Genomic DNA, 17065 nt, shown 5'->3' with positions numbered 1-17065 from the left:
GGAGGACTGTTTATGACACTGGTTCAAGCACTTCTGATCGCCCTGGTGGCGGCAGCCGGTCAGGCGGCGGGGGATATCGGCGGCAACGTCATGGTTAACCGGCCGATTGTTCTGGCTCCGTTAGTTGGTGCGATCCTCGGCGATTTACAACAAGGGTTAATCATGGGCGCGGCGCTGGAACTGATCTTCTTAGGCGTGGTGTCGATCGGCGGCGCAACACCGTCGGATTCCAACATGGGGTCGGTGCTGGGCACGGCCTTCGCCATGAGCATGCATCAGGGCGTAGAGATCGCGCTGGCGCTGGCGGTTCCGATCGGAATTCTTCAGCAGATGGTCAAATATCTCGTTTATTTCTTCCGTGCGACGACGATGCACAAGGTCGAGGAATTCGCCGAAGCGGGCGATTTTGGGAAGATCACGCGCTTCCATTTCGGTCACTGTGCGCTGTATGCCGCGCTGTACGGCCTGATCGCGTTTGTTTCGCTGCAGTTTGGAGCTGGAGCGATGCAGGCGCTGGTCAAAAAAATCCCGGCGATCATCATCACCGGCCTGGGCGCGGCCAGCCAGATGCTGCCGGCTGTCGGCTTCGCGTTGTTGATGAACATGCTTTGGGATAACCGGCTGTGCGTCTTTCTGTTCTTCGGCTTCATTTTATCAGTCTATCTGAATCTGCCGATTATCGCGATTGCCGGCATTGCGGCGACGATCGGGATCGTCATGATCGTTCAGGATATCAGCGCATCCCGCACTCCGCGGATGGCGGCGCAGCCGGATGCCCAAAGTGAAGAGGAGGCGTTCTTCAATGAGTAACGTGATGAAATCCGATGAGAAAAAACTGATCAGCCAGCTGTTTTGGCGCTCCTTCGCTTTGGAAGGCTCGTTCAACTATGAAAAGATGCAGGCGCTGGGCTTTGCCTGGGCGATGTTCCCGGCGATCAAGCTCTATTGCAAAACGCCGCAGGAACAAGTCGAAGCGCTGAAACGGCATACCGCGTTCTTCAATATCACACCGAACATCTGCACGTTCTCGTTAGGCATGGCCGCGTCGATGGAAAAAGAATACGCCGAGAAAAAAGATATGGATCCTTCGACGATCAATGCGGTCAAGGTTTCCCTGATGGGGCCGCTTTCGGGCATCGGGGACTCGTTTTTCTGGGGAACTTTCCGCGTCATTGCGGCGGGCGTCGGGATTTCGCTGGCGCAGCAGGGCAGCATTCTCGGCCCAATCCTGTTCTTGCTTCTGTTCAACGTGCCGCATCTGATCATCCGGTATTACTGCACGATCTGGGGCTATCAGCTGGGCTCGAAGTTTATTCAGACTTCGTATGAAAACGGTCTGATTCAGCACATGACCAAGCTGGCGACGGTGATCGGCTTGACGACGGTCGGTGCGATGATCGCGACGATGGTGACGTTCAACGTTGGGTTTACAGCGCAGATCGGCGAAACAACGCTGGTGCTGCAGGAGGTCTTCGATCAGATCATGCCGAAGATTCTGCCGCTCTTATTGACGCTGGGAGCCTTCGGTGCGATCCGCAAGGGCGTCAAGGTCAATACGGTGATTCTGGCAATCTTTGCGTTCGGTTTGATCGGAACGCTGATCGGTCTGTTATAATAGGGTTAACCCGAAGCGGCTTGTTTCAACAGGGCCGCTTCTTCAACTGGGAAAGGAGTTGACGACATTGGGCAACGAAACAGTTTCATTTTACAGCCGCCGGATCCTGACGGAGCAGGGCATGGTGGAAGGGGTGCTGCAGGTCGCAGACGGGAAGTTTGCGGGTCTGATCGAAAATCCAAATCCGGCGCAGATCGCGGCGGCCCGGGATTTTGCGGATCAGCGGATCTTTGCGGGCATCATCGACCTGCACAGCCACGGTTATCGCAGCTGGTCAGCCAAAACGATCGACAAGGCGGAAATCCAGGGCTTATCGAAAATTCTGCCTTCGATTGGAGTCACGGCGACGCTGGCGACAACCTCGGGCTGGAAGGCGCATGAGATGGAGATGCTCAGCGCGATCGCGGAGGCATTGGACGAAGGCGTGATGGGGGCGCGGATTTTAGGCATTCACATGGAAGGGCCGTTTTTCAATCCGGACAAGCACAACGCGACGCCGCGGGAAGAAGTCATTCTGCCAAGCGTGGAAAAGTGCGAGGCGTATTGGCAGGCGGCCCGCGGGAAGATCAAGTATATGACGCTGGCACCGGAAATGCCGGGCGCGGCGGAAACGATTCACTGGCTGCGGGAACACGGGATTGTCGCGGGGGCCGGTCATACCCTGGCGGATGACGAACAGATGTGTCAGGCAGTTCGGGACGGTATCCAGGTATCGATCCATACCGGCAATGCGATGCGCCAGATCGACCGGCGTGATATCGGCGCTTTGGGCGCGGCGCTGCTGGATCCGGAGGTCGTCTGTGAAATCATCTGTGATTTCTATCATCTCGCGCCGCGGATGCTGGAAATCATGTTCCGAATAAAGCATAATTTTGACAAGTTCATCATGATTTCCGACTCCGACACGCTCTCCGGGGTGGAACCGGGCACCTATTTCGCTTATGGCAAGCGCGTCCACGTACATTCCGACGGGCGGATTCTGCTGGATGACGGCACGATTTCCGGCAGCTCAAAATATGTTCTCTACGGGATGGAAAACCTGATCGAAAAACTGGGGCTGGCGCCGCAGCGGGTCAGCCGGATGGCGTCGCTGAATCCGGCCCGGCTGTTGGGGATCGAAGCGCAGAAGGGTTCGATCGCTCCGGGGAAAGACGCGGATTTCTTCATAATCAACGACCGCTACGAGGTTCAGGAAACATGGGTCGAGGGGCGGCGGGTCTATACGTCCGCGGATCCGATTTTGACCAACGAGCATTTTTCACAGTTCTGTCAGAAGCTGGACTAAACGAAAAGGAGAAAGAAATTCATGAAAATACGCTGCAATGAAATCGTAACCCCGGCGGGCGTGATCGACGGACTGGTCATCGTGGAGGATGGAAAGATCGCTCAGCTTGTGCCGGCGGATGAGTTAAAGGAGGAAGCGTGGGATGAGGACTGGCGCGGGTACAAGCTGCTGCCGGGACTGATCGACATTCATACGCATGGTTATTACGGCTATTCGGCCTTGTCGACGAAACCGGAAGATTTTCATGCGCTGTCCAAACAGATGGCGGCGGTCGGCGTGACGAGCTATCTGGTGACGGCGGGTGATCACAATGAGACGGAAATGGAAAATCTGGCGGCGATCGCGCAGGCGATCGGCGAACAAAAGCAGGGCTTAAACGGGGAAGCGCGGATGCTCGGCATTCACATGGAAGGACCGTTCCTCAATCCAAACCGGCGCGGTGCATTTCAGCCGGAAGAGCTGCTTGGGCCCTCCGTTGAGAAAATGCGGGCATATATTGAAGCCAGCCAGGGTCAGATCCAATATATGACGATGGCGCCGGAGCTGGATCCGCAGGGCGAACTGATCCGTTTCTGCCGCAGTCAGAACGTCTTGCTCAGCGGCGGGCATACCGTCGCGACGTTTGCGGAATATAATCGGGCGATCGAACAGGGGCTGGCGTGTTCAACCCATACCGGCAACGCGATGCGGCAAATGGACCGGCGCGAACCCGGCGCGTATGGTGCGGCGCTGCTTTCCGATCAAATCTTCAGCGAGGTCATCTGCGATCTGTTTCATATCAGTCAGCCAATGCTGGAAATCATGTTCCGGATCAAACCGATGTCGCGCTTTATCATGATTTCCGATTCCGGGCCGATGAGCGGACTGCCGGCGGGCGTTTATACGATCCGCGGACATAAACGGACGATCAGCGAAGCAGGGCTGGTGCTGCTGGAAGACGGAACGATTGCGGGCAGCTCCAAAAACATGCTTTACGGCGTTCGGAATCTGGCGGAAATGCCGCATAAACCGATCACGGAGATCGTTAAAATGACCTCGGAAAATCCGGCGGTCTTGTTCAGCCTGCCGCATAAAGGCTCGATTGCCGCGGGCAAGGACGCGGATCTGATCGTTGTCGACGCTGATTTTCAGCTGATGAAAACCTTTATCGAAGGTCGCTGCGCTTATCAAAAAGGCGACGTCCTGACGGTCAACCCGGATTTTTTGAAAACCAGCGTTGCTTAAGAAAAGCGTGAGAAACTCACAAACAACAAGAAAGAAAATCCGGCGGAGACTCCCATGATCACAACATAAAAACTGGCCGTGCAAGGTTTTGTTTCCAACTTTGCACAGGCCGGTTTTTCTTGTTTTTGCAGTGTTTCCGTTTGTTTAAGTCCAATTTTACAGCTTGGATTCAGGCTTGATTGTGCGCTTTCAGCTGCCGGTTCAGCAGGTTCACCCGGCGCTTCATCAGGCTGTATTCAATCAGCCAGATCATGGCGTAAATTGTGAAGAACAGGCCGAAATAACAACCGAAACCGATCAGCGTGTGCGGCATCCACCACATGAAGTAGGCGATCGGCAGCGTTCCGGAAGAACAGACGATCAAATGAACAAGCGTTTGCTTGAGTAAGCTCCAGCTTTCGATGGACCAGATCTGACTGGCAGCCGCCCAGATCGCGCCGTAAAGCATCGAACAGAGCGTTTGCAGGAGCATCGCGCTGACCTCCGAGCCGCAGAAGACGATCAGCTCCGGAACCACCGCGTAATAGTGCCCGTTGTTGTGCATCAGCGAGATCGCCAGCGTGATCAGCGTGGAAAGGGCCACACCGGCAAGCGCTCCGAACAGACCGGTCAGGATCATTTTCTTTTTCATGGTTTCACCTCATATTCCACATGCTTGTTTGATTTTGGAAACGTAGCGCCGGGAAACGTAAGTCTGCGCGCCGTTGGTCAGCGTTACGCAGATCGTACCGGAAAAGCTTAAGTCAAAATGGTTCACCTTGCTCAGATTGATGATTTCCGAATGGGAAATCCGGACGAAATTCCCCGGACTTAGCCGGGTCTGGACTTCCTGCAGACTCAGCCGGACGATAAACCGGCCTTTCTCGGCTTCCGCAATCGTTTTCTTTTCCTGGGCATAGATGCGGATGATTTCCCGGGGCTGAAGCAGGACGAGTTCATCCTCCTGAAACCCCGCAAGAAACGCGGCGGGCGTATTGGATAAGGATTGAATCAGCGTCTGGATTTCGTCAGTGACCTGGCGGGTGAGGACGATGAGCCGGGGTTCGCCGCAGTTCTCGTCGATTTGAATCTCAACCTTCATGTTCATCACTTCCTTTGGCTGTTTTCTTGATCTGACCCTAGTATAGCGGAAATCCCGGCAGGATACATCCGCTTTCCGACAGACGGTCGGTTTTGCGGGTCAAACGGTTAAATTCAGGGAAGGAAAAGAGGCTGAAAAGGATGAATGCTGAAACGGTGAAAAGATGAAACAGAACAAGGAAAGAAATGCGGAGGAAAAGAAAAGTTTTCATTCAAATTTAAGCCGGGGTTTGATATAATGAAAAACAAGGTTTAAAAAAGGGGAACAGGAAATGAATTCAAAACGAGGACAATGGGCCAGTAATCTGGGCTTTATTCTGGCCGCGGCGGGCAGCGCCGTCGGCTTGGGCAATATCTGGAAGTTTCCAGGCAAGATCGCGGCGTATGGCGGCGGAGCGTTTCTGCTTTTGTATGTGCTGATCGTCGCGCTGATCGGTTTACCGGTGATGTTGGCGGAATTATCCATCGGCCGGGCCACACAGAAAAACGTCGTCGGCGCGTTTCACAGCCTGAACCGGCGCTGGACCTTCTGCGGCGGTCTGGGGGTCATCACGTTATTTGTGATTTTATCGTATTACTGTATTGTCGGGGGCTGGGTGACGAAGTATGTTTTCGTGTATTTAACGGGCGCGCATTTCCCGGCTGCGGCCGCGCCGTTTCAGGATTTCTTCGTGCAGTTTATCAGTGCGCCGGTCGAGCCTTTGATCTGGGGCGCGTTGTTTTTCGGCTTGTGCATCTTCGTCGTCGTGCGCGGAGTTTCCAGCGGCATCGAAAAATTCAGTAAGTTTCTGATGCCGTGTTTGTTTTTGCTTCTGATTGCGATCGTGTTCCGGGCAGTCACGCTGCCGGGGGCCTGGGAAGGCGTAAAATATCTGTTTGAAATCCGGCCGGAAGCCCTTAACGGCGATACGCTGGTGGCGGCTTTGGGTCAGGCTTTTTTCTCGCTGTCGGTCGGGATGGGCATTATGGTGACGTATGGATCGTATGTGCCGAAAAAAGAAAATCTGCTGCGCAGCGCGGTGATGATCTGCATTCTCGATACGCTGGTCGCGGTGCTGGCGGCATTGGCGATTGTGCCGGTCGTGTTTGTCACGATGGGCGCTGAAGGGCTGGGCATGGGCGGCGGTTTTGCGTTTATGGCGCTGCCGGAGGTGTTTGCGATGATGCCGGGCGGCGTGCTGTTCGGTCTGGCGTTCTTTCTGCTTCTGTTTCTGGCGGCGCTGACCAGCGCGATCAGTATTCTGGAAAGCTGCACGGCTTTTCTGAACGAAGAGCTGCATTGGAGCCGATTGAAGTCGACGTTGTTTCTGGCGGCGCCGATGAGTTTGTTAAGCGTTGGTTATTCGCTGTCGCAGAGCGCGGAACGCTCGCTGAACCTGCCATGGCTGGATTGGAAGCATGGGCTGCAATGGCTGCCGATGAATGCGGTCATGGAAAAGTTCACCGATAATCTGATGATTCCGTTAGGCGCGTTGTTGTTCTGCGTGTTTGTCGGCTGGATCTGGGGTTCGCGGAAAGCGGCAAAGGAAATCAGCGGCGCGGCGCAGAAGCCGTTTAAACTGGAAAAATACTGGAGTTTTATCGTGCGCTATGTCGCGCCGATCGTAATTTTGATCATCTTGTATTTTACATTGATTCAGGGACAAGGATTGTCATAAACAAAGAAAGAAGCAAACTGCCGTTAAAACAAAAAAGACAGTTTGCTGAAAATCAGATCATCTGCCGCGGTTGGAGCTTAGGCTCGCATCGCGGCTTTTTCTTCCTCCTGAATAATTTCCTGCATCCGCAGATAACGCTTTTTCATCACTTCGCAGATCGGTTTTTGATCGCTGAGCCTGTCCAGATTCCGCTGCATGACTTCGAAGACCGGATCCATTTTAATTAACGCTTCGACGATCGGGGACTGACTGTGCGGGCGGGCTTCTTTGATGAACCAGCGCCATTGATCTTCCTGAGAAAGCGGCGGGGTGAAGCTTTCATCCTGTGCCGGCAGCGGAATGACGACCATTGTGACCTTATCCTCAAACGGCGTAAACAAACCGAAATCAGATAAACGCAAGGTCTGCGGCGCTTTCCATTTCCGGTACGAGGCAGGATTCAGGACAAACGAAACGGCCACGATCGGCTGTGCTTCTTCGATTTCCTTGATGTCAGGGGATTGAGCGGCAAGCAATTCGCTGACCAGCGCTTTCGTCCGGATAGACGCAGTCCGCCAGGCCGTAACGGTCTGAACGCCCAGCACCATGAAATCACCGACCTGGACGCCGATGCCAATCGAATATTCAGAATTCAAAGTTTCGGAATCGACGGTAAAAACCATCGTGGATCCGACGTTTTTATTCATGGAATGGGGCAGGCTGGAGATGATTAATTTGAAAAGCAGATCGTTGGTCAGGTTAAAATACTCGTTGAGTGATGGTTCCGGCATAGTTTGTTCCTCGCTTTCTACCTTTAATATTGCGTTTTTTTTCAAAAAGCCTTGCTGAAATATAAAAAAAGTTAAATTTTTTTCTAAAAATTCGTTTTTTGCCTGAAAACATTTACATCTTGGAAGTGAATTTAACTTTTTTACTCTGTTTCGATAGTAAGCCAAGAGGCATCCGATTCTTTTAAGGATGAAATGAAAAAAACGGAACATCGGCTAAGGCTTAAAGCCAGTCTGCTAACGTCATAACCAGAACGTCCCTGATTAAGGTTCAACCTTTTTGTTGCGGGTTCATCCGCTGTTATGAATTCCTTGGGGAAAAGCAGACAAAAAAACGGATCAGTTTAAAACAGCGGACGGTAGAAAAAAACCTTCCGCGGTTTGCGGAAGGTCAGAAACTATGCTGTGGAGAATTCAGGGATTAATTTAACGGGACTTGCGGATTGGTCTGCGTTTCGCCGTTTTCATTCTGCGGAAGGGTGGTGTTTTTCTTTTCCTGCAGCGTCAGGGACAGGGTAACCGTGGATCCGCCGCGGCTGACCATGATTTCCACGGTATCGCCGACAGCGTAATTGTCTAACGCCGCGCTGAGATCCGCGAAGGATTCCACAACCTGATTGTTGATCGAAATGATCCGGTCGCCCGCCTGCATGCCGGCTTTATCCGCTGCGCTGCCGCTTTCCACATCCGTGATGTAAACACCTAAGCTGTTGACGCCGTACTGCATCGCAGTCTGAGCGTTTTCAATGCTCAACACGGTAACGCCCAGCGCTGGCCGGCCGGTGACATAACCGTTGGCGATCAGCTCCTGTGCGATCCTGCTGACAAGATTGGACGGAATCGCAAAGCCCAGGCCCTCGACGTCGCTGCCGCTGGATTTGGCGACGACCATGCCGATCAGTTCGCCGCGGGAGTTGAACAGCCCGCCGCCGGAGTTGCCCGGATTAATTGCCGCGTTGGTCTGAAGCAGCGTCATCTGCTGATTATCCAGCGTGATCGAGCGATCCTTGGCGCTGATGATGCCGTTGGTTACGGTACCGCCCAGCTCACCTAACGGATTGCCGATTGCGACGGCGGTTTCGCCGACGTTCAGGGTGTCTGAATCACCGAAGGTGACCGGCGTCAGGCCGCTGGCATTGATCTTCAGCACCGCGACGTCGGTCTTACTGTCGGTGCCGACCAGCACCGCGTCATAGGTTGTTCCGTCGCTGGTACGGACTTGAATGGTGGAAGCACCGTCGATCACGTGGTTGTTGGTGATCAGATAGCCGTCTTCGGAGATGATCACGCCGCTGCCGGCTCCGGTCTGCACGTATTGCTGCAGGAAGCTGCTGTTGGTGACTTTTTCCGTCTTAATTTCCACGACGCTCGGCTGATTCAGCGCAGCGACCTGCTCGACGCTCATCTCGCTGCCGGCCGCAACCGGCTGGACTTCCACCTTGCCGGAGGTCGAACGGTACAGCGTTGTGGAGGAGCCGTTCATCGGGTTGGCCAGCAGGCCGCCGCCGAAACCGATGCCTCCGGCCAACAGTCCGCAGCAGAGAAAGCCGGTGACCATCGTGCGCTTCATCGACTTGCGCTGCTTTGCCAGTTCTTTCAGCACCGGATCGGGTTCGGGCTGGACATGGATTCGCTCGCAGCGGGTTTGTTCCTGAGCTTTTGCCTGGGCATTCGCGCTTGTATGTTCCTGTGAGGCAGCGGTCATGCCGGCTTCATTTTCACAGTGATTTTCTTCTGGGATTCGATTTTCATGATTTTCATTCATCATCATCACACCTCTTTCTTTTTACGAGTCTTATTCTAGTCCGGGGATGTGACTTCATATTGACTGAAATATGAAGATTGTGTGAAGGCTTGGGTAAACTGATGTTCACTTTGTAGAGAAGGTGAAAAAAACTGGTTGACCTGAGGGTGAAAAGCATATCCAGCGAAGACTTTCAGAAGGTAGCGAACAGGCAAAAAGAAGCGCCGGAACCTCCGGGCTTCTTTGAGTACAGCTGCCAGTTAGAGAACAATCGCGATGACGTTGCCTTTGCCACGGTTAATCAATTTGGTCAGGATACCCTGCAGGCGGACCCGCGCGGTTTCCGGAATCATCGACAGCTTTGAGTTCATGCCGTCCTTAATGATGTCGGCCAGCTTGCGCCCGAAGATATCCGATTCCCAGATGGCCTGCGGATCGCTTTCCTGATCGCGAAGCAGATAGCTGACCAGTTCCTCGCTCTGTTCTTTCGATCCGATGATCGGCTCAAACGTGCTTTCAACATCGACCTTGATCATGTGAATGGATGGGGCGACGGCTTTGATGCGCACGCCGTAGCGGCCGCCTTGCTTGACGATTTCCGGAGTGGAGAGCTGGATGTCATGCAGGGAGGCGGAAGCGAAGCCATAGCCGGTCTGCTTGACCATCTTCAGAGCGCTGCTGATGGCGTCGTATTCCCGCTTGGCTTCGGCAAATTCCTGCATCAGCTGCATCAGCTGGGCTTTGTCGGTGATGTCCTGACCGATGATTTCCTTTAAGACCTGATTGTAGAGTCCGCTTTTGACCTCCAGATCGACGACGGCGACGCCCTTGCCGGTATCGACGGTCGCCAGGTTGGCTTTCTCGACGTATTCGTTCTCATTGAGGATATCGACGATGCCTTCGACCTCGCGCAGCTTGGTGATCGCCTTCATGCTTTCCTCAATCGAACCGTTAAGACTCTGTTTGAGCCAATGCTCGTCGCTCAAAACGGAGACCCACTTCGGCATCTGAACGTTAATTTCCGAAACCGGGAATTCGTATAGCGCTTCCCGCAGCAGCGCGTGAATATCGTTTTCGTCCAGGCGGTTGACTGCCATCGGAAGAACCGGAACCTGAGTCTTTTCCTTTAACTTGTCGACGACGCTGCGGCATTGAATGGATGAAGGATCCTTGGAGTTGACGATGATGATGAACGGCTTGCCGATCTGGGTCAGTTCGTCGATGACCTCGGCTTCCGCCTCGATATACGAGTCGCGCGGCAGATCCGCGATCGAGCCGTCGGTGGTGATCACGATGCCGATCGTGGAATGATCCTGAATGACCTTCTGCGTGCCGGTCTTGGCCGCTTCATTAAATGGAATCGCTTCGTCATACCACGGCGTGCGCACCATCCGCATGCCGTTTTCATCTTTGTAGCCTTTGGCTTCCGGAATGACAAAACCGACGCAGTCAACTAACCGGACCTTGACCGTAAAGCCGTCGTCGAAAGCGATCGTCGCGGCGTTGTTCGGGACAAATTTCGGCTCCGTCGTCATGATCGTCTTGCCTTCTCCGGATTGCGGGAGTTCATCAATCATCCGTCCTTTTTCGTATTCGTCTTCGACATACGGAATGACGGCCTGCTCCATGAACTTTTTGATGAAAGTGGATTTGCCTACCCGTACTGGTCCGACAATGCCTAAATATATATCGCCGCCAGTTCTTTCACCGATGTTTTTCAAAATTTCTGTCGTTTCCATAACTTCCTCCCTTAGCTATTTGAAGTGTATGAATTTGCCCAGGGCTCTATGCCAGCGCAATGTGAAAAATAAGTGGAAATCTGCCGGGCGGAAGGGAATCGGCGGCGATCAAAAGAGGAACCGCGGGGGGACACGCATGAGAAACAGGAAAACGAAGGCCGTGATCGCAGAAAAAAACAACCCGGATCAGCGGATTGTCTTTTCACGATGGATTTAAATCGGATTGATCCACAAGAAGACCAACCTTCCTTGCCTAAGGGCTGCGCTATTTGATTTCATGCTCGGTATATTCCGCGTCGATCACATCTTTTTCATCGACGTGCGGACGGGATTGAGTTTGTGAATAACCGGCGTCCTGCTGTTGCTGCTGGTAATAATCTTGTTGCTGCTGCTGCGCTTTGTAGAAAGCTTCGCGCTGTTTTTTATTGCGGTACAGAAACCAGCCGATGATCCCGACCCATAACAGCAGTCCGACCAGCGGATAGGCGTAAAGCAGCGGCGAGAGCACCTGCAGAATAATTAACAGAATGAAAAAATAAACAAAGGATCCCATCATCGCGCCCTACGACTTTCTCTCGAAGGTCGTCTTGCAGCGCGGACAGGTGATTTCAATCTTCCCGTGTCCCCGCGGCACGCGGACCGTTTGATGGCAATGCGGGCAGCTGAAATATTTGTGCTCTTTATCACTGGCGTTCTTTTTGATCAGTGAGAAGGCGGAGCGGACCGGCCGGGTCAGTTCCATGAATTTGATGTTTTCTTTCCGGCGTTTCCAGAGGTTGCGGGAAAGCGTGCGGAACAGGGAGGCGAAGATCAGTACGTCGCCCAGCAGGCCGAGGAATACGCTCTTAAACGTCAGCGTGTTGACAAGCAGGACGGCCAGGGATGCGAACAACAGGAAGTTGTTCAGCGCATCGGTGCCGTAGCGGCCGTTCATAAAGCGAAACAGCGCGTTTTTAATTTTTTCAAGCATGGTTATCGTTCTCCTTATAATGTAGCTTGCGCATGATCTGCGTAATCTCCTGGAAGCTGTGGTGCAGCGTCGCCAGTTCGTCTGCGCTGAGCTGGGCGAAATACGGCGTCAGATGCCGGATTTGCTTTTCTTTATACTGGCGCAGGATTTCGCCGCCCTGGGGACTGATCGAAATCAGAATGCTGCGGCGGTTGTTGGGGTTGGGCTTGCGGTCGACGATCCCGCGTGTGACTAAACCGTCGATCAGCTTGGACAGCTGCTGCTTGGAAATCAATGTCTGCCGGCAGCAGTCGGCCAGCGTCATTTCCTCACGGCACTGCAGCGTGAATAAAACATATAATTGAACAGGGCTGAAATTCTCGTTCTGCGCGATTCCCATGGACCGGTTGAGCATCAGCGGCTGCAGATTGAATAAATCTTCGAGGACCTTGCGGATTGCATCTTCCATCATCATCACCTCATGCAAACTATTATACCGATTTTCGCAATCTTGTAAACACGTGTTTACAGACTTCACATGATTTCACATGAAATGTTCACACAGTCTTCACTTTCTGAAGCAACAGAAAAGCCGTCGCGATTGACGGCTAATCCAGCTTTCTGAAATATTGAATCGCCTGCGTGTTCAGTCCGGTGTGAACGGCGACGACGTTGACGAGCTTGATGATCTGAATTTCGGTTTTCGGGAAGGTGCGGCGCAGGATGGCGGCCAGCTGCTCGGCGGTCTGCGGTGCGTCGACGTGCGCGATGGTAATCGAGTAATGTTCGTCGATGTTGTCTTCCTTCATGATCTGTACGGCCCGTTCCAGCGCGCGGGTATAGGTTCTGACCTTTTCCTTGACGTCGATCCGTCCCTGGGTACGCCGGTTGATTTCCAGAATCGGTTTGATCTTTAATAAGCCCGCTAACGTGGCGGCCAGCGGCGTCAGCCGTCCGCCGCGTTTTAAATGCTGCATGTCGCTGGGCAGAATCAGGGTGTTGGTCGTGTCGATCACCTGCTGGCAGGCGGCCTGGATTTCTTCCATGGAGGCGCCGGTCTCGGCCATTTGCCTGGCGGTGCGGATCAGGTATTCCTGAACGACGGCCGTGACATGCGTATCAATCGTGATGATCGGCAGCCCGATTTGGGAAGCCGCCGTCTGCATCGCACTGATTGTGCCGGACAGACCGCTGCAGATCGGCACAGCGAAGATCAGTTCCACGCCCTCAGCTTTTAATTGTTCAAAACATTCCTGAATCCGGCCTAACGACGGCAGGGATGTCGCCATAACCTTCTGCTGCTGAAGCAGCGTGATCAGCTGGTCCTGATCAATGTCTTCCATATCCTGAAGACTGCGGCCGTCGACGCTGATCTGAAGCGGCAGACTGACGATGCCGTCCGCTGCCATTTCAGCCGCGGTTTTCCCGATGCCGCTGTCGGTAACAAAGGCTATTTTCATAGTTTTTCACTCCTTATATGTTTCATTTTAACGCGATCTGATTTAGAAGTAAACTAATATCCACTTACAGAAAAGACGGTTTGTCGACTTTGTGCGAAAGCACAGATCTTCATTGAAATCGAATTGATGAATCAAAGGGCTGAATCAAGGGTTAAAAATAAAGAAGGACAGTTTGGAAAAGCAAAAATAAATCTGGAAAAAACGGAAAGAGGGATGTTTCGATCAAACTAGAAAAAAATTCAATTTGAAATTGACGGAGTCTGAAGAATTTCGTATAATTCACTCAAAAGAAATGATGACGCAAAATGGAAGCGGCGCTGCCCTGACGGAGCGGAACAGGCATGGAAATAAGCCGGAAGGGAAGCCTTCGGTTGAGTGAAGCAGTGGCTGATCCGGCCGCTTTATGGTAAAATAAAAAAGAAGGGAGTGCTGAAAAATGAGTGTTCATCTGCATGCGCGAAGTTGTTATACTTTATTAAACAGCACCCTGACGGTACCGCAGTTGGTAGCTCAGGCCAAACAGGCGGGCTATGAGGCGATCGCCTGCACCGACGAAAAAGTGATGCACGGTGCGATGGAATTCTGGAAGTGCTGCCAGAGGGAACAGATTAAACCGATTTTCGGTTTGGAAGTACAGATTCAAATTGAAGAAGAGATCGTTGCGATGACCGTGCTGGCGCGGGATAATGAAGGTTATGTCGGTCTGATGGAAGCTTCCAGCCGATTGTGCGACGGGCAGAATACGCTGACGCTGGATCAGATCCGAGCGCATCTGGAACACTGGGTGCTGATCGTTTATGGCGAGGGCGGTTTTGTCGAAAGTGAATTGATTCAGGAGGACCGCCGCGGCTTGAGCGATAAGCTGGGCTGGCTGAAGACGCAGCTGCCGTTGTTTTATATGGCGGTCTCGTTTAACGACGCGTCGTTCTGGAAATTGAAGAATATTTTATTAAAGCAGGTGTGCGCGGCGCAGGAAATTCCGACTGTCGCCCTGTCGAAGATTTATTATGGCAAAGCAGAGGATGCCCAGCTGTTTAAAATTGTCAACGGGATCCGGTTGTCCAAGACGATCAATGATAAAACGCTGCCGTCGGTCAACGGCCGCTATCTGCGCACCCCGGCGGAAATGGAACAGCTGTATGACGCCGAGGATCTGCAGGCGAGCGATCACATCGCTTCGATCTGCAATGTGACGATGGAGCTGGCGAAGACGACGCTGCCGGCGTTTCCCTGTCCGCAGGGTGTATCCTCAAAACAATATTTAACCCAGCTGTGTCTGGCCGGCTTGAAGAAACGGCGGCAGGGACAGCCGGAGGATCCGGCGTATCGGCGGCGGTTAAAATATGAGCTGGACGTCATTTTAACGATGCACTTTGAGGATTATTTTCTGATCGTCTGGGATTTCATCCGGTTTGCCCGCAAGGCGGGAATTTATGTCGGACCGGGCCGGGGCAGCGCGGCGGGCTCGTTAGTCGCGTATGTGTTGGGAATCACGCACGTGGATCCGCTGGAATACGGATTGCTTTTTGAACGATTTTTAAATCCGGAGCGGATTTCCATGCCGGATATTGATACCGACTTTCCGGATAACCGGCGCGACGAAGTGATTCAGTATGTCGCTGAAAAGTATGGCGAAAAACATGTCGCGCATATCGCGACGTTCGGTACGCTGGGCGCCAAGCAGGTGCTGCGCGACGTCGGCCGGGTTCTGGAGATTCCGCTGCGTGAGGTTGACATGCTTTGCAAAGCTGTGCCGTTTGGAATTAAGATGACGCTGCAGACGGCGATTCAGCAGAATCCGCGGTTTCACCAGATGGTCTATGCCGACCGGCGGTATCAGGAGCTGTATGAAACCGCCTTGCGGATCGAGGGTCTGCCGCGGCACGTTTCCACCCATGCGGCCGGAATTGTCTTTTCCCGCGCCGAGCTGGAGCAGGTCTGCCCGACAATCCGGATTGAAAACGATCTGCTTTCCACGCAGTATACGATGGAGCATCTGGAGGAACTGGGACTGATCAAGATGGACTTTCTGGGACTGCGCAACTTGACGATCATCGACGATATCGTTCAGCGCGTGCAGCAGCGCCAGCCGCTCGATATTATGAAAATTCCGCTGGACGACGCGAAAACCTACGCGCTGTTAAGAAAAGTCGATACCGTCGGCATCTTCCAGCTGGAATCGGAAGGTATGAAAAATCTGATCCGCAAGATGCAGCCGGCCTGTTTCGACGACATCGTCGCGACGATCGCGCTGTTTCGCCCCGGGCCGATGGAAAACATCCCGGAATATCTGCGCTGCCGGAAGGATCCGTCAGCTGTGCATTACCTGCATCCGGATCTCAAGCCGATTTTGGAAAGTACCTATGGCGTAATGATCTATCAGGAACAGATCATGCAGACGGCGCAGAAGATGGCCGGTTTCTCGCTTGCCCGCGCGGATGTGTTGCGGCGGGCGATGTCCAAGAAAAAGCTCAAGGAGCTGCAGTCGCTGCAGAAGGAATTCATCGGCGGCTGTATCCAGCAGGGCTATGATGAAAAGCTGGCGAATGAGGTTTATGCGTTGATTCTGAAGTTCGCCAATTATGGCTTCAATAAATCCCATTCCGTAGCGTATGGTCTGCTTGCCTATCAGCTGAGCTATTTGAAGGCCAATTTCCCGTTGGAATTTTATACTTCGCTGCTTAACAGCGTGATCGGCGCGGAAGGCAAGACGGCCGAATACATCGACGAATGCCGCCGGCATCAGGTTCAAATTCTGGGTCCGTCGGTCAATGCCAGCGACGTGCGTTATTTAATCGAGGGCGAAGCGATCCGCTATCCGCTGCTCGGGATTAAGAATATCGGCTCGGCCGCCTGCATGCAGCTGTTGGCGGAGCGGCAGGAAAACGGGCCGTTTCAGGATTACTACGATTTTGTCACGCGGATGCTGACGCGCAGACTTAACCGGAAAATGATCGAAGCGCTGATCGACGCCGGGGCGCTGGACGAGTTCCACGCCAACCGTCAAAGTCTGCGTCTGTCGCTGGAAGAAGCGATCAGCTATGGCGATTTAGTGCGGATTGAGGTCGGCGGTCAGGTGCGGATTGATTTAGGCCTGGTATCCAAGCCGGTGATGGTGATGGCGAAGGAAGATCCGATTGAACGCAGCGAACGCGAGCGGGAAGCGCTGGGCTTTTATCTCTGCTCGCATCCGATCCTGCAGGTCAAAAAGAAATTTCAGATCCAGACCGAACCGTTAGTCCGGTTAATGGCGAAGGGCGGTTTTATCGAAGGCTTCGTTTACCTGCAGCGGGTGCGCCAGCATCGCACAAAAAAAGGCGATCTGATGGCGTTTGCGGTCGGCGTGGATGAAACCGCGCAGATCGACTTAGTCGTCATGCCGAGCATTTACGCCCGCAGCACGGCCTTTTTGAACAAAGGCCAGTACGTGTACTTCCAGGGCAAGATGGACAAGGAAGATTCCTGTCTTGTCAACCGGCTGCAGCCGCTGAACACGGATTTCACGCAGAATTCACAATAAAACGATACACTGTTGACCATAAGG

General features: G+C 53.2%; 15 protein-coding genes. 6 read left to right on the top strand and 9 right to left on the bottom strand.

The window, feature by feature from the left end; translation table 11 throughout:
* Positions 1-12 precede the first annotated feature (12 nt).
* The 4 genes from BQ7364_RS03295 (at position 13) to nagA (BQ7364_RS03280) (ending at position 4124) form a co-directional block, all read left to right on the top strand.
* Positions 13-810, top strand: coding sequence for a PTS mannose/fructose/sorbose/N-acetylgalactosamine transporter subunit IIC (locus BQ7364_RS03295; protein ID WP_072683396.1), 798 nt, complete (start codon positions 13-15; stop codon positions 808-810).
* Positions 803-1615, top strand: a complete 813-nt coding sequence (locus BQ7364_RS03290; protein WP_072683395.1) for a PTS system mannose/fructose/sorbose family transporter subunit IID — start codon at positions 803-805, stop codon at positions 1613-1615. Before BQ7364_RS03295 ends, BQ7364_RS03290 begins: the two co-directional genes overlap by 8 nt.
* A gap of 67 nt (positions 1616-1682) precedes the next feature.
* Positions 1683-2900: an N-acetylglucosamine-6-phosphate deacetylase gene (gene nagA, locus BQ7364_RS03285; protein WP_072683394.1), complete on the top strand. Its 1218-nt coding sequence runs from the start codon at positions 1683-1685 to the stop codon at positions 2898-2900.
* A gap of 21 nt (positions 2901-2921) precedes the next feature.
* Entirely contained in the window at positions 2922-4124 is a 1203-nt protein-coding gene (gene nagA, locus BQ7364_RS03280) for an N-acetylglucosamine-6-phosphate deacetylase (protein ID WP_072683393.1), read from the top strand.
* Positions 4125-4293: 169 nt separating this feature from the next.
* Here the strand turns inward: nagA (BQ7364_RS03280) and BQ7364_RS03275 are convergent, their stop codons facing one another.
* Complete coding sequence (locus BQ7364_RS03275; protein WP_072683392.1) at positions 4294-4755, bottom strand: DUF3021 domain-containing protein; 462 nt, start codon at positions 4753-4755, stop codon at positions 4294-4296.
* 9 nt (positions 4756-4764) lie between these two features.
* Positions 4765-5205 (bottom strand): LytTR family DNA-binding domain-containing protein, encoded by a 441-nt coding sequence (locus BQ7364_RS03270; RefSeq protein ID WP_072683391.1) that lies wholly within the window; start codon positions 5203-5205, stop codon positions 4765-4767.
* A gap of 271 nt (positions 5206-5476) precedes the next feature.
* Between BQ7364_RS03270 and BQ7364_RS03265 the strand changes: the two genes are divergently transcribed.
* Positions 5477-6862 carry a sodium-dependent transporter gene (locus tag BQ7364_RS03265; protein WP_072683390.1) on the top strand — a complete coding sequence of 462 codons (1386 nt, stop codon included), beginning with the start codon at positions 5477-5479 and terminating at the stop codon, positions 6860-6862.
* Between the two features lie 77 nt (positions 6863-6939).
* On the opposite strand, the gene BQ7364_RS03260 is transcribed toward BQ7364_RS03265, so the two are convergent.
* From BQ7364_RS03260 to BQ7364_RS03230, 7 genes are all read right to left on the bottom strand, one after another.
* Positions 6940-7632, bottom strand: coding sequence for a hypothetical protein (locus BQ7364_RS03260; protein ID WP_072683389.1), 693 nt, complete (start codon positions 7630-7632; stop codon positions 6940-6942).
* A gap of 418 nt (positions 7633-8050) precedes the next feature.
* The gene (locus tag BQ7364_RS03255) at positions 8051-9397 is read right to left on the bottom strand and encodes a S1C family serine protease (RefSeq protein ID WP_229100710.1); all 1347 of its coding nucleotides are present in this window, start codon (positions 9395-9397) and stop codon (positions 8051-8053) included.
* A 236-nt stretch (positions 9398-9633) separates the two neighbouring features.
* The gene (gene spoIVA, locus BQ7364_RS03250) at positions 9634-11112 is read right to left on the bottom strand and encodes a stage IV sporulation protein A (RefSeq protein ID WP_072683387.1); all 1479 of its coding nucleotides are present in this window, start codon (positions 11110-11112) and stop codon (positions 9634-9636) included.
* Positions 11113-11377: 265 nt separating this feature from the next.
* The gene (locus BQ7364_RS03245; protein ID WP_139248542.1) at positions 11378-11665 is read right to left on the bottom strand and encodes a hypothetical protein; all 288 of its coding nucleotides are present in this window, start codon (positions 11663-11665) and stop codon (positions 11378-11380) included.
* 9 nt (positions 11666-11674) lie between these two features.
* On the bottom strand, positions 11675-12082 hold the full coding sequence (locus BQ7364_RS03240) for a hypothetical protein (RefSeq protein WP_072683385.1): 408 nt from the start codon (positions 12080-12082) through the stop codon (positions 11675-11677).
* Positions 12075-12530, bottom strand: coding sequence for a MarR family winged helix-turn-helix transcriptional regulator (locus BQ7364_RS03235; protein WP_072683384.1), 456 nt, complete (start codon positions 12528-12530; stop codon positions 12075-12077). The genes BQ7364_RS03240 and BQ7364_RS03235 overlap by 8 nt, the downstream gene beginning before the upstream one ends.
* A 139-nt stretch (positions 12531-12669) precedes the next feature.
* On the bottom strand, positions 12670-13521 hold the full coding sequence (locus BQ7364_RS03230) for a DegV family protein (protein WP_072683383.1): 852 nt from the start codon (positions 13519-13521) through the stop codon (positions 12670-12672).
* Positions 13522-13957: 436 nt separating this feature from the next.
* Here BQ7364_RS03230 and dnaE point away from each other — a divergent pair, with 436 nt between their 5' ends.
* Positions 13958-17041 (top strand): DNA polymerase III subunit alpha, encoded by a 3084-nt coding sequence (gene dnaE, locus BQ7364_RS03225; RefSeq protein WP_072683382.1) that lies wholly within the window; start codon positions 13958-13960, stop codon positions 17039-17041.
* Positions 17042-17065: the final 24 nt, after the last annotated feature.

This window comes from Holdemania sp. Marseille-P2844 (genome assembly GCF_900120005.1).
Classification (GTDB): Bacteria; Bacillota_I; Bacilli_A; order Erysipelotrichales; family Erysipelotrichaceae; genus Holdemania.
The sequence above is the reverse complement of the archived record's forward strand: the minus strand, read 5'-3'. Positions and strand labels throughout refer to the sequence as shown.

Excerpts from the sequence above, each read along its gene's own strand:
- BQ7364_RS03295 (WP_072683396.1), top strand. The coding sequence starts at position 13 with ATGACACTGGTTCAAGCACTTCTGATCGCCCTGGTGGCGGCAGCCGGT.
- BQ7364_RS03290 (WP_072683395.1), top strand. The coding sequence starts at position 803 with ATGAGTAACGTGATGAAATCCGATGAGAAAAAACTGATCAGCCAGCTG.
- nagA (WP_072683393.1), top strand. The coding sequence starts at position 2,922 with ATGAAAATACGCTGCAATGAAATCGTAACCCCGGCGGGCGTGATCGAC.
- BQ7364_RS03275 (WP_072683392.1), bottom strand. The coding sequence starts at position 4,755 with ATGAAAAAGAAAATGATCCTGACCGGTCTGTTCGGAGCGCTTGCCGGT.
- BQ7364_RS03270 (WP_072683391.1), bottom strand. The coding sequence starts at position 5,205 with ATGAAGGTTGAGATTCAAATCGACGAGAACTGCGGCGAACCCCGGCTC.
- BQ7364_RS03265 (WP_072683390.1), top strand. The coding sequence starts at position 5,477 with ATGAATTCAAAACGAGGACAATGGGCCAGTAATCTGGGCTTTATTCTG.
- BQ7364_RS03260 (WP_072683389.1), bottom strand. The coding sequence starts at position 7,632 with ATGCCGGAACCATCACTCAACGAGTATTTTAACCTGACCAACGATCTG.
- BQ7364_RS03255 (WP_229100710.1), bottom strand. The coding sequence starts at position 9,397 with ATGATGAATGAAAATCATGAAAATCGAATCCCAGAAGAAAATCACTGT.
- spoIVA (WP_072683387.1), bottom strand. The coding sequence starts at position 11,112 with ATGGAAACGACAGAAATTTTGAAAAACATCGGTGAAAGAACTGGCGGC.
- BQ7364_RS03245 (WP_139248542.1), bottom strand. The coding sequence starts at position 11,665 with ATGGGATCCTTTGTTTATTTTTTCATTCTGTTAATTATTCTGCAGGTG.
- BQ7364_RS03240 (WP_072683385.1), bottom strand. The coding sequence starts at position 12,082 with ATGCTTGAAAAAATTAAAAACGCGCTGTTTCGCTTTATGAACGGCCGC.
- BQ7364_RS03235 (WP_072683384.1), bottom strand. The coding sequence starts at position 12,530 with ATGGAAGATGCAATCCGCAAGGTCCTCGAAGATTTATTCAATCTGCAG.
- BQ7364_RS03230 (WP_072683383.1), bottom strand. The coding sequence starts at position 13,521 with ATGAAAATAGCCTTTGTTACCGACAGCGGCATCGGGAAAACCGCGGCT.
- dnaE (WP_072683382.1), top strand. The coding sequence starts at position 13,958 with ATGAGTGTTCATCTGCATGCGCGAAGTTGTTATACTTTATTAAACAGC.